Consider the following 15305-nt stretch of genomic DNA (forward strand, 5'->3'; position numbering starts at 1 on the left):
CCTTAGTGATTATATTTAGCAAACCAATTAAGTATTCGATTTATTCGATCAATAACATGACGGGGTTCCCCACTCCGTGAAAGTTCATGTCCATCTCGAGGATAACGAACAAATTCTACTTCTTTATTATATCTCTTACATAGCCAAAAAAGTTGTTCTGCACTTACAATTGGAACACGAAAATCATTTTCAGAATGAATTATAAGTAATGGAGTAGAAATCGATCGAACATGAGCTATTGGTTGATCAGTCCATATCTCTTTGAACCGATCAATAATTTCACCATCATATTGTCTTTCAAACCATTGAGGAATATCAGTCGTCGTACTAAACGCCAAATAGTCATAAACTCCTCTTTGAGTTACTGCAGCTTTAAATTTGTTCGTTTGTGTAATCAACCATGTAGTCATATAGCCTCCATAAGAGCCACCAGTTAAGAAGAGCTGGTTAAGATTGAGGAAAGAGTATTTCCCAAAAATAGTATCAATACATGCAAAAATATCTGAAGCGGGCAAATACCCCCAATTCTTAAAGCATGAAGCTCTAAACTCAATTCCATACCCATCAGAACCACGAGGATTACAGAAAATAACAGCATAACCATTAGAAACAAATGTATTCCATTCATGCCACATTGTTCGTTCATGAGGGGACCACATAACTGCAGGACCACCATGAACTTCAAAAATTACAGGTAAATCATCATGTCCATTATGAGCGTAGGGGAGGAAGAGCCAAGCCTGTTCTTGGAATCCACCGTTCTCAAATTGAATTTCGATCAATTGAGGTGGTTTATATTCACTCAAATATTCTTGATTTACGTTAGTAACACGATTTTCTATTGAATTTTCTAAATTTATGAAATAAAGGTCACTAGGGCTAGAAAAATGAGAAACTTCAAACGCAACACAATTATTTAATGAGGCTGAAAAAGAATTAATATTTCGATCACCTGAAACTACTAAATCTACTTTCTCATCTTCTATATCTATTTTATTAATATTAATTCTACCCTCACTTGGACTCAGGAAGAGGAGTGAATCATTACTTATCCATTGAGATTGACTCGCTGATCTAGGAAAATTTTTGGTTAAACATCGAATATTAGTCGAACCTAGTTTTTCCAAATTTATTAAAAATACCTGATTATCATCATAAATAGTTTGGTCTTCTCGAATAGTCTCATAAGAAACTAAATCTCCATCTGGGGAAATTTGAAAATTGTTAAGCCATCCAAAAGCTGTCCCAATTAACTCTTTATTCTTAGGGTCAATAATATTTATTCTCTCTATGTCATGCTTCATTGAAAGTGTAGGATCTTCCTGAAATTTTGAAAGAATTATAGAGGAATTATCCCTTGTAAAAACTCCTAATGTATAATGAAATCCAATTTCACCAATATAAAGAAGATTGTGATTTGGTTTGAAAGAAAAATCATCATTAAATCCATTCACGTTGATTACAAAAGGTTGTGAATACCTTCCTTCTAAATATGCCGTTCCCTCGCGATAATAACCATCTCTGATCACCTTTGGATCACTTTTCAATCTTGATATCTCTTCTTTACTTGATTTGAATGCTACAAATTCTGATGGTTCCAAAACATATGAAGGAGGTAAATTTTTATTAGAAGTCAACTCTTCTAATTCTTCTGCTTTGACACGTGCTATTAAGTGAATTTTTTGGCTATCATGGCTCCAAACAAAATTAATAATCCCCTTAGGGAATCTAGTAACTTGGATAGCTTCACCTCCATTAACATCTATACAAAAGATTTGCATACCATTCTCTCCTCTTGAACTTAAGAATGCAATTTTATTTCCGTCAGGAGAAAATTGGGGACTTGTATCAACAAAATTTCCACTTGTAAATTTAATAATATGGTTTTGAGAAACATCGTACATAAAAAGGTCCGAAGAATATTGATTTTTTTTCTCATCAACTTGACGAATGGCAAATATAAGTTTCTGTCCATTTCTTGACAATGATGGGGTTGTCACGAATTTTAGTTTAACAAAATCTTCTGAACTAGGCAATTTTTGCACTTTCATTAAATCCAACCTACTAATTTAAATTAAATTTTTTCTAAATCTTGTGAAATTCTAGAATTAAACAATATCCATGAGAATCGAGCTTAATTAATTCAGAATATAAAGAGATTTCAGGAAATAAGCAAGGATCCATAATTTCTTTTTATTAATTTTCTTCCTAATCATTCCATCTCGAGAGTTGATAACCACTTTTCTCTTGTTTCTTTTATCCTATCAAATCGTATAGCACATTTTCCTTTAGAGTGAATATATATTTGAACTCCAGTTGGATCATTGATCATAATATATTTCTCATCATCAATATTTTCCCCACAAATCGCGCAAACCATCCTTTTAATCATTGATTTGACGCTTATTGCAGATAAAGGTTTATCTGATGATTTAAAAAACTCAAGGTCATTTTTCCTAAATTCTTCAATTATATTTTGGACCGATCGAAGTTTGTTGTCAAAATCATCAACCGTAAAATTAACTATACTGGGATTTTCAAGATTATTTAAAGGTTCAGTGGTAATTCTAAGCTCCCCAGAAAAAATAGGACAGTGTAAAAAATGGCACTGAGTTTTTTGTTCCTTTGACTCTGATTTATCATTATCCCAATAAGAACAAAAAAATACATTCCTATATATACAATTCTTACTAATTTTCTGGAAATCTTTCATTATTTACATTGGAAATCAGAAGCCATTAAAAGTCTGTGGATAATTTAAAGTCCCAATCTTTAGTTTTTAATTATATCACACATTAATCCATTATTAGAAATCCTTTTGAGAAAGATACTCATTTCAGTATATCAATCTATTATTGAATTATAATGGAATGCTAAACATGTCTGATGAGTACCTTTTAACTCAATTGGGGAAACTTAACTTTGAAATAACTCCTAGTGCTCTTGAAATATTTAAAAACAGTCATATTCCCACAGATGATCTAATAAGAGATATTTTAAAAAGTGGGACAACTGAAAATCGTCTTATTACAGTAAAAACAGCTATTAATATTTTATTAACATCGAGAAAGGTAGATGTCATAAGTCGGGAGATAGCCTTGGAATTAAAAGAAAAAATTACTTATGTTGAAGTCCCAAGACGTTTAAACCGGACATTCTTAATTTTGAAAAGATTAAACGATCCTGTACAAGCAGGTAATATTGCACAAATTACACATCGAAAAAAAGAAACAGAAAAAAAATATCTAGAACAGCTTTTCAAACTGAATTATATTAACAGAAAAGAAGAAGAGGGAAAAATATTGTATATGCTAAAGTGAGTAGTAATCTTTCTATTTTACCTTTCCCTGATCAGCAACCTTTTGCATTGCCTGTTGAATAACTTTTGGATCTCCTAGATAGTAATGTTTGATTGGTATTAACTCTTTATTTAATTCATAAACAAGAGGAATTCCAGTAGGAATATTTAATTTTAAGATTTCTTCATCTGAGACTTTATCTAAAAATTTTACTAGAGCTCGTAAGCTATTTCCATGAGCAGCAATTAACACTCTTTTACCAGAATGAATGACTGGAGCAATAACCTCGTGCCAATAAGGAAGAACACGGAAAACTGTATCTTTTAAACATTCAGTTAACGGAACTTCTGATTTAGATAGTTCATTATATCTCCTGTCTTTCCCAGGATATCTTTCATCATTCTCAGAGAGGGGAGGAGGGGGGATGTCGTAACTACGCCTCCAGATTAAAACTTGTTCTTCACCATGTTTAGCTGCAGTCTCTGCTTTATTTAAACCCTGAAGAGCACCATAATGTCGCTCATTTAATCGCCATGAACGATAAACAGGGATCCACATGAGATCCATTACATCGAGAGTTATCCATAATGTACGGATAGCTCGTTTTAAGACAGAAGTAAAAGCTATATCAAACTGATACCCCTCTTCAAGTAAAACTTTTCCTGCAAGGTGAGTTTCTTCAATTCCTTTATCAGAAAGGTCAACATCGGTCCAACCAGTAAATTTATTTATCTTATTCCATGTAGATTCACCATGACGTAATAACACTAGCTTGTATACCATAATATCACTCCTGAAGCAAATAATCCAATCATTTGATTAAGCTTAACAATCTTCCCCAAAATTTATTTGACAAAAAAGAAAAAGAAAAAGTTTTTGATTTAAAGGAAATTTGAGGTATTAAATAGTGAAAGGAGCTTTATTATGTCTAATAAGACATGGAGAATCAACTTGGAATTATCAAAATATCTTCACAGGGTGGACAGATGTTCCTTTATCTAAACAGGGTAAAGAAGATACAGTAAAAGCAGCTAAAAAAATCTCTGAATTAAAATTCGATATTGCATTTACTTCTGTATTAAAACGAGCTGGAGAGTCTCTTGAAATTATATTGGAGACCAATAACTGGAATATACCAGTGATAAAGATAGACATCCTTAATGAACGACATTATGGAACACTTCAAGGAAAAAATAAAGGTGAAGTTATTCAATTATATGGAGAGGAGCTTGTAAGAAAATGGCGAAGAAGCTATGATGAAAAACCACCAGCAGGGGAAAGTTTAAAGGACTGTCAAAAACGAATCATTCCCTATTTAGAGAGTTCAGTAATGAATTACATAAGAGATGGAAAAAATGTTCTAATGGTAGGACATGGGAATAGTCTTAGAGCTATAATGATGCACCTTGAAAGAATGACACCTGAAAAAATCCTTGAATTCGATTTAGAACTCACAACACCTCATCTATACTATTATAATCGTAACTTAGAACTCTTAAAAAAGGAAATTCGTTCAATAAATGGAGCACATAACTCAGTACTTTAAATAAAATGAAAAGAGTCATATTAAAGGGAGTTAAGGTAAAATTTAATGTCAAAAGAGAAATTAAAAGAGAAAATCGTCCTTTGAAGAGATTAATCCTAAACACTAGACAATCACTTTATTACAAATATCTAGTGAAAAGGATATGACAATGAATGAAATAAAGTTCATTCAATTTGCACATCCTCTCACACATAGACCGAGACTTCATTGAGGCAAGTAAATATCCGATGCATCAGATCGGAAGAAAGGTTGGTACATCATACAAAAGACTTCACCCGGAAAAATTAAGAAGGAAGGATAGGGTATGATTTTATCTATCATTTTCACCAAAGGGAGATTGATAGACTAGGAGTAAATTTCAAGGAGATGAAGAGAAATAAAACTGCAGACATGATCCGATGCTGTGAGAAATGACTGGATACAAAAAAATTTTTCTTGAAAAGATCTCTCATGGAGAGTACGCACATTGGAACTTCCAACCATTTAAAGAAAGTGAGTGACTCTAACAAAACTCCAACTCAACATGACTGAAAAGTGCTAGCCAAGCTTTGAAGCTAGTGAGTAACCACTCACCCACAGTAGAGCAAACTTTATAAAGGAGAAGAAAACTAAGCTACATCAGTGAGAGAAAAACTACTCACATACAACTTTACGGAGAAAAGGTGAAAAGAATATGTCTGGTTTTGCACGTGCTCGTGTAGAAAAACTAATTCGTAATGCTGGGGCCCATCGTGTCTCTGCTGACGCGATTGACCGCCTTAATGAAGTCTTGACCAACAAGGGTATGGAAATTGCCAAATATGCAGTTGAAATTGCCCGTCATTCTGGTCGAAAGACAGTCAAAGAAAGCGACATTAAATTAGCCGCTTCCAAATAAGGCAGATAACCTGTAACAAGGTTTTTCTCCCTCTTTTCTTTTTTTTATTTCTTCTCATACATCCTATAGGATTTTTTACTTCCCTCTCTCTTGTGCTTTTTTATAGAAATCAAAAACTAAAATACAACTTCCAAGGAATACCAAGAAAAAAATTGAAGTAAAAATTAATATTAATGGTAATAATTCAGTTAAATCATAAAATAATGAAACTGGAGGTTCTGATAAGGGCATTTCAGCAAACTGGATTGTTAAAAAGCAAGTTAGGGGAACAACAATGAATAGAAACAACATTCCAGATAAATAATATGAAATTTTATTATGTGAAATTTGTCTCTGATTATAAAATTTTACTATCATTAGCCCCACGTTATAAAAAATAAAACTAATAATTACAGAAAAATAGAAGGCAGTTAATTGAATGTGGTAGAAGGATGACCTTCCAGTCACAAAATCCGTCACAAAAACTAGTAATCCAATGAGAAAGTGAAACCCCCATTGTAAACTAAAAATAAAGGAAATTAAAACAGATGAATAAACTCCTGCAATATTATTCATATTATCCATTATTGGTAGGAGAAAAATAAGAGTTAAAGACAGATACCAGATTAACCAAACCTTTTTTGGCATATATCTTTTCTGAGCAATATTACTAGACATATTTTTCATGATTCTCCTTTCTATTACGTTATTATAATGAGCTGAACCAAAATTTAAAATATATCATTTGTGCAAGGGATCTCGAGACTAACTGATATTTTTCATTCAATGACTAATTTTATCTCTCTAAACTACCAATGATTTCTTTTCAGATCGTTGGAAGCATATAGGAGGAATATCCATTGCTTTTTGATTTTTGTTTACGATTATTATTGTACCAAAATCCGTTTAAATTTAACCACTCCTTCCGTTACATTTGGGGCCATGGATATTCTAGGAGGACATCTCCTAGAAATATAAGCTCAACCAATCGCGTTTTAATCTGCTTAAAAACTGGAGACTAATGTTCAGTACTTATTTACATTATACCTAATTTTGTTAAAATAACATTATATTTCTATTCATTGAATAATTATTATTCTTAGGAATAATATATTTTTATAGTTCATATAATAGTACAAATAACGTGAAAAAAATGAGTCTCCGTGAAAGTAGATTTATCTTAGGAATTATTCTTCCAGTTTTTTATGAAATTACTCTTATTCAATCCTATTTATTTTTTACTCAAAATGAAGTTCAATTATTCTTATTTCTCCCTGGGATTATTTTCATTTTCCCTGTCTATTTTGTCTATATCTACAGTCCTTATCTTATTTATAGACTTTCAGGAGTTAATCAGGTATATTCAGAAGCTCTTATAAAAAATATTGATGAAATATTTCTATTGAAAGATATTGATTTAGATCCAGTATTACTTAAACAACTGCATACAAGTATTCAAGATGAATTAATACCAGAACTGCTTAAATTGTTCCGAAGAGGTTATATTGATTCTTTTTTTATCCGTGAGGAGCACGTAGCTAATCAGCGAATGCTTTCTTTCAGAGAGGTTCTTTTTCTTCTGTCTTTAAGTTTTGGGTTAATTAATTTTTTAAATCTTCTAATTATTCTGTATTTAGCATTTAACTCGATTGATTTTGACTTTTTTTACATGGATCAGATTACCACTCCGATTAACGTCATTATTTTTGCTCTACTCTTTTTATCACTTACGTTTCTTTCGTTTGTATTATTTCGACACACTAGAAGACAACTCCAACATTTAATTCAATTGACAAGCTATAATCTTTCTTCAACGTCTGATATTGAAAATCTCAGAGTGAAAACTAGAAATTTAGAACTAGATTCGATTCGGAGATTTCCTTTAGTTGATAAAATTGGTAGTAAATTAGCCTCGAATTGGGATTTAGTCGCAAAATTATATTTAGAATTTATTGAAGCTCATATCAAAGAAGAATTGCATGATTTTTCCAGAAAAGAGATTACTCGGAGTTTAGTTTTAGAGCAATATTCTTCGATGCTTAATCATTTAGATTTGCCTCCAAAAAAGAAAAAGGAACTAGAATTACAATTTTATTTAGGTCAAGGAGTCACAGATGCTATTGAAGAAATAGTTGATTCTGAAGAAGAAACTGAGTCAATTAAAATTGATATTTTGTATGCAAGAAAAAAATTAGAAATCTGGGATGAAATTTCCAATGACGAACATATATCGACTTTTCTTTTCTCATGGCGGTCGATTGAGGGTTTATTTAGAAATCTTTTATGGAAAAGAAGTGTTTATCCAAAAGAAGATCAATCATGGCCATCAATTGTTGATACATTATTACGGGAGAAGCTATTAACTACTCAAGAGAATCGAACGTTGAAGAAAATTCGTTTAAGACGAAATGCAATGCTTCACAGATCACAGGATCGTTATATCAGTAGAGAGGATCTAGAAGAACTCTTGAACATTCTCCAATCAGTTTTGGATCGATCATAAAGGTTTAGAGCTCATAATTATCGCAGATCAGGAATAAAATCTTTGGAACGGATGCAAAAGTCAATTAATAATTTTGATTACAAGAAGTAAGTGTTTTATAATGTTATAGTTGATTGATGGTTTGTGAGTAAATATGAAAACTAAAATTATTGCTGAAATCACTACTTCTCCTATTGGTGTAGGAACTAGCTTGAGTAGGTTTGTAAAAACAGCTATTGAGGAAATTAATAAACATCCAGATATTAGGGTTTTCCATCATCCCATGGGAACGGTGATTGAAGTAGACACACTCGATCAGGTTTTTGAAGTAACAAAACTTGCTCATGAAGCTGTTATTAAAGCTGGTGCCTCACGAGTTATTACTCAAATTCGTATTGATGATCGTCGGGATAAACCTAGAAAAATGGAAGACAAACTAGCTGCTATCTCAAATTTTTGAGGAATTATTAGAAAGGTAACATTATATACCATAAATTTAACCATATCAACCTCATTTTGATTAACGCTGCCTCTTCTATCTAATCAATTATATTAATTTTCATCATTATTTCAATAAAATAAGCAAGAAATTCTACTTGAAAAACCGAAAATGCAAGAAATGATTTCTGTTACAATCTCTTGGTTTCTATGAGAACGATTTCAAAATTCTTTGAAACCTGATTTCTCAATATATATAGAAGTTTAAATTTATCGCTAGATAAGACTAAAATGCCCCAAAGCTAAAGTTAAAGTCAGGATAAGCAAAAAAATGGAAAAAAACAACATTAAGATTCATCAAAAATTAAATTTAGACGGTGTAAGATGCCCCGTAACTGCTATAGAAGCATACAAAGCAATAAAAGGACTTGAAATTGGTCAAATAATCGAAATTGAAACAAATGCTTTGATGAGCCCCCTCTGCATTCCAGCAATGATTCGAAATACTGGTCATGAGTTAATCCAAAAAGGAACCTCGTCCAGATGGAGGATTCCGTTTTTTAGTAAGAAAAGCAAAAAAGTGAGTAATTGAAAGGAATTTTCAAATATAGAGACAATTCCAAATGAACCCGTGTGAAATACAAATTGCTTTTCTATCAGCTAATGTAGCTTCAGGATGTGTTTCATGCTTGAATTACAATAAAAATAAAGCCTTCAACATCAGTTGACAAACGGTAACATACAGAAAATTGCTTCTTCAATCATAATTAGTAAATCAAATTTGATCATCTCTTTTTTCAAGCATTTAATGAATTTTACTACACATTTGCCTCTATATTACACTTTTAAAAAAGATACTTCTCCAATCCTTTGAAAAAGGTGAAATCAGTGAAAAAAAAGGTTTTTTTACTAATCTTTTGCTTAACGATACCTCAAATAAATACTATTATTGCTAATGAAAAATCATCCTTGATTATCGATTTTTCCGAAAATATATTATTGTCAAGAGATGATGATAAATATCTACACCATGTAGAACCAACAATAGCAGTTAGTGCAAATGGAACTATTTTTACTGGTTGGAAAGATGCAAACACACATAATGGGGCAGGGATCAGGGTTAGTTTCTCTAAATCAATTGATAATGGGGTCAACTGGTCAGATCCTTTAAATATGCCAAACTTTATTCCTAATACAGGTCAATCCGATCCTTGGTTAGTTTGGTATGAAGAGACAGAAACTCTGTATTATGCCTATTTAGAATATTCTCTTGATTTAGAGGAAGGATTTTCACAAATAACGGTCGCAAAAAGTACAGATTATGGTAAAACATGGACTCCTGTAACTGCTAGTCATGGAATAGGGTTTGCAGACAAAGAAACTATGACAGCTAGTAGTGATGGAATATTATATGTGGTTTATGATGATATCAACATGACATCTGGAACAACCTTTGTGCGATTAACTCGTTCAGATGATGGTGGAAATACTTTTAATGAAATTAGTCTCATAACAGATTCTATATCATATCCCCTTGATCATCTTGCTCCTTACATCACTACAGATCGTAATAACAATGTATTTGTAGCATGGTTTTGGTTTACAAGTGGCATATGGGGAGATATTTTTGTCACCTCTTCATATAATCAAGGACAAAATTTCACCTTCCCTATTGATATTAACCAAGATGGACAAAATAGCACGTTTGAAAGCTCTCCAGATCAAAATCCATCAAAAGCTTCTCTACCTGTACTTCAGTTTGATCAAAATGATAGATTATATGTTTTATGGGCAGAAAAATTTGAACCATATGGGTTATGGGACGTTTATCTTCGATATTCTGATGATCTTGGTTTAACTTGGAGTAAACGTCATCAAGTTAATCCTAAAAGTGTTGGAAATCAATGGCAACCAGATATGGCTGTAGATTCTCAAGGAAACCTTCATATTGTATATTATGATGATGAAGGAGGATCATCATTCAAACCTTTTTACCGAAGCTTACAGTTTCCTCAGACTGGTGAACCTTTATTTAACAATCCAATAGATATTTCAAATGGAATTTCTACCTCAAACGTTTATACTAGACCTGGAGATTACTTCACCATTCGTATGGACTCTAATGATGTTCCCCATGTTGTGTGGTCAGATGGAAGAAACGATGAAATGGATATTTATTATGCTCATGGCATTAAATCGACAGAAAATCCAACTAATAAAAGTATTTCTTTAAGAATGAGTATTTTCCAAATATTAACTCTTATTTTCTTATTTAAATTAAGAAGGAGAAGATAGATTTCTAAAGAGAAGGCTAGAATTAGATAATAAATAGAAAGAAGAGTTTTTATACTAATATTTATCAAATAGATATTAAATTGTTTAAATAAGCACAGAGCTTATTTTTAAACTGAAAACCCCTTAAAATGTCGTAAACTATTGATTAGATTTTGAAAAGTAAATACTTAGGTATCTATTTCTAGTTTATATACTCTTTTTCATTTTTTCTTTAATTCTCTTTAGCTATCAGACATTTGTTTTCTATTCACACTTAATATTGGTTATATGATATTCAATTCAACTGTTTTCAAATACATTTTTTATCAAAATGATAATGAAATTGAATTTTTTTCATTAATTTTTTTGTCGTTTTAATTCTGTAGATAATTCTAAGTTACAATGAATTCTAAGAAGACTTATTTTATGTTCCTTAAGATTGGTGCAACATTTATCGAATAGATGAATTTAATAGAAGGATTTATGAAAAAGTTTGAAGACCACAAATTTAAAATTAATCAATTACCAAGGATGTTATTTATTTTGAGTCAACAAAAACTAATTGAAACATTAGAAAAACACAGAGAGTTGGAATTAAGAAATATTAAGATGTGTGAAGCGAAAGAGAAGGAAATGAAAAGTCTAGGTGCACAAATAATGTTCTATCAAATTCGCATGGATTCAATAAAACATGCTTATATCTTGAAAACTTTGAAAGACATACTTCAAGCAGAGTCTCCAGATATTTTATGGAATTATTTAGCAGATAAATATATCGGTCAGGTAGCTGCCAAAAAGGAGCTAGAAATCCACGCAGAATTAGAAAAAGAAATGATCCATGCTCATGAAGAATTATTAAAAAAAATTGACAACACAGGCTTAAAGGTGATTCTCCAAACAATCGTTGAAGATGAGAAACGCCATCATAAAATGATTATGCATATGATTAACAATCTTCTAGCTCTGGATCCATAAGTTCATAATTATAAAATATTTTTGGTTTAGAATTATAAGCATTAAGGAGCTTAACTTTTCAAATTCTTTTTCCTGGTCATAAATAACAAGCAATTGTCTATTACAATGATCCGATCAATTGCTGGAGCTTTTTTGAAGGTTTCTTCAGTCAATGAACAGCTAAAAATAACAAATAGAAAGAAAAAAAGAATAAATACCAATTTTCTAAGTCAAAATGAAAAGATTTCTGTGTTCAAATGGCATATATGAGAATAGCAAGAAATCTAATACCTAGTGGGATTATTATGATTATAAAATACCATTAAATTCCGAATTTCCATAATTTACAATTCAATAATATGCTTTTTATACTAATTCTTTTATTTTTCGCTAAAGAAATACAAAAAACAACAATTATTAGACCACTAGCTCCGATAAAGACAAAAATAAGAGTTTCTAATGAAATCACGGTTGATTCTAGTATATTCTGTTGAATAAGGTAAATTAGAAACATCCAAACAGTCTAAGAATAAATAAATGTAATGAAAAGAAATAATTTTACTGGATGTTCAATTATTCTGTTTCTAATTAGCATTTTTTATCTCTTCACTCTTCAATAAAATCAACTGGTAGAAAAAAATTTTGTTGTATTAACAAATTTATTCCTAGAGGTACCTTTTGTTAATCATTTACATGTTAGTGCACCAAAGTAGAATTGTAATTTCTCAACTTAAGAAATTTTTTTTAACAGGTCATTTAAAATTCATTAATAAATTAAGATAATTGTCGAAGATCACTTCAATTATTAAATTCCTAATTAAAAGAATATAATTAATGCGTATCATTCGCATTAAAAGATATTAGAGATGAATATATTTGAGCCCACGTATTACAGAAGCAAAAGATCCGTTTAAACTGGTGAATTCAGGAATTTTTGCTCTGAAAAGAAATAAATGGGCTAAAGCAAAACGAAAATTTGAAGAAGCTCTTAAAAATGAAGACATTCAGAAAAATTCTAGCGTTTGGGGAAATTATGGTATTGCTTTAGTTAATTTGAAACTCTATCCTGATGCACTGAAAGCATTTACCCAAGCATCTGATTTAGATAAAAATAATGCAGAATTATTGACAAAGAAAGGAATAGTTGAGTTTCAACTCAATAATTTTAAAGCTGCAGAGACTAGTTTTAAACAGGCTCTACAAAAGAATAAAAATGATCCTGAAATTTATATTCTACTTAGTAGAGTTTATGGAAAGCAAGATGAATATTTAAAAAAAATCAAGGTTCTTGAGAAAGCTCTTAAAAAGTTGCCAGATTCCTATAAAATTCCTATTGAACTAGCTCGTGCTTGGGCTCAGCATGAAAATCCTGAGAAAGTTGAAAAAGTACTGAAAGAAGCTATCCCGAAAGCTAAGACTCCTGATCCTGGATTATTGCTTGGACAACATCTCTTAGATCAGAATAAAATAGACAATGCTCTAGAAATCTATAAATTAGTTCTTGATCGTTTTCCTACCTCTCAACATGCTCAATACGGAATCGGAGTAGCTTATCATGCGAAAAATAAATTCTCCCAAGCTTTAGATGCCTATATGAAATCTTTAGAGCTTTTTCGCGGAGAAAAAACTCCTCAAAGTCTTTATATAAATCTAGCTCGTGTTTTAAAACAATTAAAACGTCAAAAAGAAGCAATTGACTATCTTTTTAGAGCAAAAAAAACGGGAAAAACAACATTAGAAATTTCTTTATTACTTGCTGAACTTTTTTTGGAGATAAACCGAGCAGATAGAGCTTTTAGGGCATTAGAAGACGCACAGAATCTAGACAAAGATAATCCAGTAATTCCTTTTTATATAGGAATGACATCTCTTCAATTAGAAGACCCATCTAATGCAGAGGAACATTTTAAACGAAGTTTATTATTGGATCCTAACTTTTATGAAAGTAAACTCCAATTAGCTATTCTTGCTTTACAAAAAAAACAGTACAATGAAGCTTATATTTTAGCTTTGGAAGTCATTAAATCCAAACCCGATCATATTCCAGCTAGGCAGCTAGCTGGAAAGATGGCATTCAATTTACAAAAATTTAAGGAAACAATTGAAATTTTAAAGCCTGTTGTCGTAGAAAGCCCTAAGCTAGATGATCTTGAAGTTTTATTAAGAGCATGGTTAATGCGTAACGAATCGAAAGATGCACATTCCTTTGTAAAGAATGAATTAAAAATAACCAAAGAGCTACACAATCAAATGGAAAAAAAAGTATTTCTTAGACAATTTCTCAAAAATAATTAATATTTCAAACCTTTTAAGATGGAAGGATAAAAAAAATGAGTGTAACAGTAGTTGTAGGGGGATTTTTTGGGGATGAAGGAAAAGGAAAAATTGTGAGCCATCTTGTTAATGATGAGTCTTATAATTATAAAATTGTCGCCCGTGGTGGTGTAGGACCTAATGCTGGTCATACAGTAGTTATAAAGGATATGATTTACAAATTAAGAATGGTTCCAAGTGGATTTGCGGGAAAAAACATAGAGAAATTATTAATTGGGCCTGGAGTCTTGGTAGATCCACAAGTATTACTAAATGAGATCCAAATAACTAAAACTATGGGGAAAATATTTTGTGATTATCAATGTGGAATAATAAATAAAAAGCATATCGAAAAAGATCAAACAAATTCTCATCTTAAAGACCAAGTTGGTACTTCTGGATCGGGAACTGGACCAGCAAATGAAGATCGAGTACGTAGAATTCTTTCACTTGCCCGTGATGTTCCAGAATTACGAGGTATTCTTACGGATGTTCCTTTAGAATTGCACAAAGCTCTTATAGAAAAAAAATCCATCTTAATTGAAGGAACCCAAGCAACTCATCTATCACTATGGCATGGAACTTATCCTCATGTCACAAGTAAAGATGTTACGGCTTCTGCAATCTGTTCTGATGTAGGAATTGGTCCTACAAGTGTTACTGATGTAGTTCTTGTTTTTAAGGCCTTTGTAACTAGAGTTGGATCTATTCGTGCAGAGAAAATGGAAAATCAATTAACAGAGGATGAAACAATCAAACGAGGTTGGATTGAATATGGAACTGTTACAGGAAGACTAAGAAGAGCAGCTCCTTTTAATATTCCTCTAGCAAAACGAAGTATTTTTTTAAACGGAGCTACTAAACTGGCTCTAACAAAACTTGATGTTGTTTTTCCACAGGATTCAGGTAAAAAAGTGTTTGAGGATCTCTCATCACCCGCAAAGGATTGGATTATTGAGAAAGAAAAGCACTTAGGAATGCAATTTTCTTGGATTGGAACAGGGCCCGCAGATTCAGAGATAATAACACGGAAATAATGATATGGAGTCGTTAAATATCCAATCCTATAAACGGTTTATATTACTCGATTGTGATGGAGTTATTTGGAGAGGAAATCATCCTATTGACGGTGCCATATCTACA

At 31.6% G+C, this 15305-nt stretch carries 14 protein-coding genes; 10 read left to right on the top strand and 4 right to left on the bottom strand.

What is annotated here, in order from left to right; genetic code table 11:
• Positions 1 to 2 precede the first annotated feature (2 nt).
• Positions 3 to 2051 (bottom strand): S9 family peptidase, encoded by a 2049-nt coding sequence (locus ACWVCY_RS01335; RefSeq protein ID WP_455139703.1) that lies wholly within the window; start codon positions 2049 to 2051, stop codon positions 3 to 5.
• Between the two features lie 161 nt (positions 2052 to 2212).
• A complete protein-coding gene (locus tag ACWVCY_RS01340; RefSeq protein ID WP_455139705.1) occupies positions 2213 to 2713 on the bottom strand; it encodes a hypothetical protein in 501 nt (166 codons plus the stop codon).
• A gap of 166 nt (positions 2714 to 2879) precedes the next feature.
• Here ACWVCY_RS01340 and ACWVCY_RS01345 point away from each other — a divergent pair, with 166 nt between their 5' ends.
• Positions 2880 to 3320, top strand: a complete 441-nt coding sequence (locus ACWVCY_RS01345) for a hypothetical protein (protein WP_455139707.1) — start codon at positions 2880 to 2882, stop codon at positions 3318 to 3320.
• 12 nt (positions 3321 to 3332) lie between these two features.
• Here ACWVCY_RS01345 and gpmA read toward each other — a convergent pair whose 3' ends face one another.
• Complete coding sequence (gene gpmA / locus ACWVCY_RS01350) at positions 3333 to 4082, bottom strand: 2,3-diphosphoglycerate-dependent phosphoglycerate mutase (RefSeq protein ID WP_455139709.1); 750 nt, start codon at positions 4080 to 4082, stop codon at positions 3333 to 3335.
• Positions 4083 to 4206: 124 nt separating this feature from the next.
• On the opposite strand from gpmA, the gene ACWVCY_RS01355 reads away from it, so the two are divergent.
• Together ACWVCY_RS01355 and ACWVCY_RS01360 are read left to right on the top strand one after the other, a co-directional pair.
• On the top strand, positions 4207 to 4845 hold the full coding sequence (locus tag ACWVCY_RS01355) for a 2,3-bisphosphoglycerate-dependent phosphoglycerate mutase (protein ID WP_455139711.1): 639 nt from the start codon (positions 4207 to 4209) through the stop codon (positions 4843 to 4845).
• Positions 4846 to 5518: 673 nt separating this feature from the next.
• Positions 5519 to 5722, top strand: coding sequence for a histone (locus tag ACWVCY_RS01360; protein WP_455139713.1), 204 nt, complete (start codon positions 5519 to 5521; stop codon positions 5720 to 5722).
• 75 nt (positions 5723 to 5797) lie between these two features.
• On the opposite strand, the gene ACWVCY_RS01365 is transcribed toward ACWVCY_RS01360, so the two are convergent.
• Entirely contained in the window at positions 5798 to 6379 is a 582-nt protein-coding gene (locus tag ACWVCY_RS01365; RefSeq protein WP_455139715.1) for a hypothetical protein, read from the bottom strand.
• A gap of 475 nt (positions 6380 to 6854) precedes the next feature.
• Here ACWVCY_RS01365 and ACWVCY_RS01370 point away from each other — a divergent pair, with 475 nt between their 5' ends.
• From ACWVCY_RS01370 to ACWVCY_RS01400, 7 genes are all read left to right on the top strand, one after another.
• The gene (locus tag ACWVCY_RS01370) at positions 6855 to 8204 is read left to right on the top strand and encodes a hypothetical protein (RefSeq protein ID WP_455139717.1); all 1350 of its coding nucleotides are present in this window, start codon (positions 6855 to 6857) and stop codon (positions 8202 to 8204) included.
• 133 nt (positions 8205 to 8337) lie between these two features.
• A complete protein-coding gene (locus ACWVCY_RS01375; RefSeq protein WP_455139719.1) occupies positions 8338 to 8643 on the top strand; it encodes an MTH1187 family thiamine-binding protein in 306 nt (101 codons plus the stop codon).
• Positions 8644 to 8952: 309 nt separating this feature from the next.
• Positions 8953 to 9213: a sulfurtransferase TusA family protein gene (locus ACWVCY_RS01380; RefSeq protein WP_455139721.1), complete on the top strand. Its 261-nt coding sequence runs from the start codon at positions 8953 to 8955 to the stop codon at positions 9211 to 9213.
• Between the two features lie 296 nt (positions 9214 to 9509).
• Positions 9510 to 10916 (top strand): sialidase family protein, encoded by a 1407-nt coding sequence (locus tag ACWVCY_RS01385; protein ID WP_455139723.1) that lies wholly within the window; start codon positions 9510 to 9512, stop codon positions 10914 to 10916.
• Between the two features lie 522 nt (positions 10917 to 11438).
• Entirely contained in the window at positions 11439 to 11870 is a 432-nt protein-coding gene (locus ACWVCY_RS01390; protein WP_455139725.1) for a hypothetical protein, read from the top strand.
• An 855-nt stretch (positions 11871 to 12725) separates the two neighbouring features.
• Complete coding sequence (locus tag ACWVCY_RS01395) at positions 12726 to 14144, top strand: tetratricopeptide repeat protein (RefSeq protein WP_455139727.1); 1419 nt, start codon at positions 12726 to 12728, stop codon at positions 14142 to 14144.
• 35 nt (positions 14145 to 14179) lie between these two features.
• Positions 14180 to 15199 carry an adenylosuccinate synthetase gene (locus ACWVCY_RS01400; protein ID WP_455139729.1) on the top strand — a complete coding sequence of 340 codons (1020 nt, stop codon included), beginning with the start codon at positions 14180 to 14182 and terminating at the stop codon, positions 15197 to 15199.
• Positions 15200 to 15305: the final 106 nt, after the last annotated feature.

The sequence above is a fragment of the Candidatus Hodarchaeum mangrovi genome, assembly GCF_975850365.1.

Excerpts from the sequence above, each read along its gene's own strand:
- ACWVCY_RS01335 (WP_455139703.1), bottom strand. The coding sequence starts at position 2,051 with ATGAAAGTGCAAAAATTGCCTAGTTCAGAAGATTTTGTTAAACTAAAA.
- ACWVCY_RS01340 (WP_455139705.1), bottom strand. The coding sequence starts at position 2,713 with ATGAAAGATTTCCAGAAAATTAGTAAGAATTGTATATATAGGAATGTA.
- ACWVCY_RS01345 (WP_455139707.1), top strand. The coding sequence starts at position 2,880 with ATGTCTGATGAGTACCTTTTAACTCAATTGGGGAAACTTAACTTTGAA.
- gpmA (WP_455139709.1), bottom strand. The coding sequence starts at position 4,082 with ATGGTATACAAGCTAGTGTTATTACGTCATGGTGAATCTACATGGAAT.
- ACWVCY_RS01360 (WP_455139713.1), top strand. The coding sequence starts at position 5,519 with ATGTCTGGTTTTGCACGTGCTCGTGTAGAAAAACTAATTCGTAATGCT.
- ACWVCY_RS01365 (WP_455139715.1), bottom strand. The coding sequence starts at position 6,379 with ATGTCTAGTAATATTGCTCAGAAAAGATATATGCCAAAAAAGGTTTGG.
- ACWVCY_RS01370 (WP_455139717.1), top strand. The coding sequence starts at position 6,855 with ATGAGTCTCCGTGAAAGTAGATTTATCTTAGGAATTATTCTTCCAGTT.
- ACWVCY_RS01375 (WP_455139719.1), top strand. The coding sequence starts at position 8,338 with ATGAAAACTAAAATTATTGCTGAAATCACTACTTCTCCTATTGGTGTA.
- ACWVCY_RS01380 (WP_455139721.1), top strand. The coding sequence starts at position 8,953 with ATGGAAAAAAACAACATTAAGATTCATCAAAAATTAAATTTAGACGGT.
- ACWVCY_RS01400 (WP_455139729.1), top strand. The coding sequence starts at position 14,180 with ATGAGTGTAACAGTAGTTGTAGGGGGATTTTTTGGGGATGAAGGAAAA.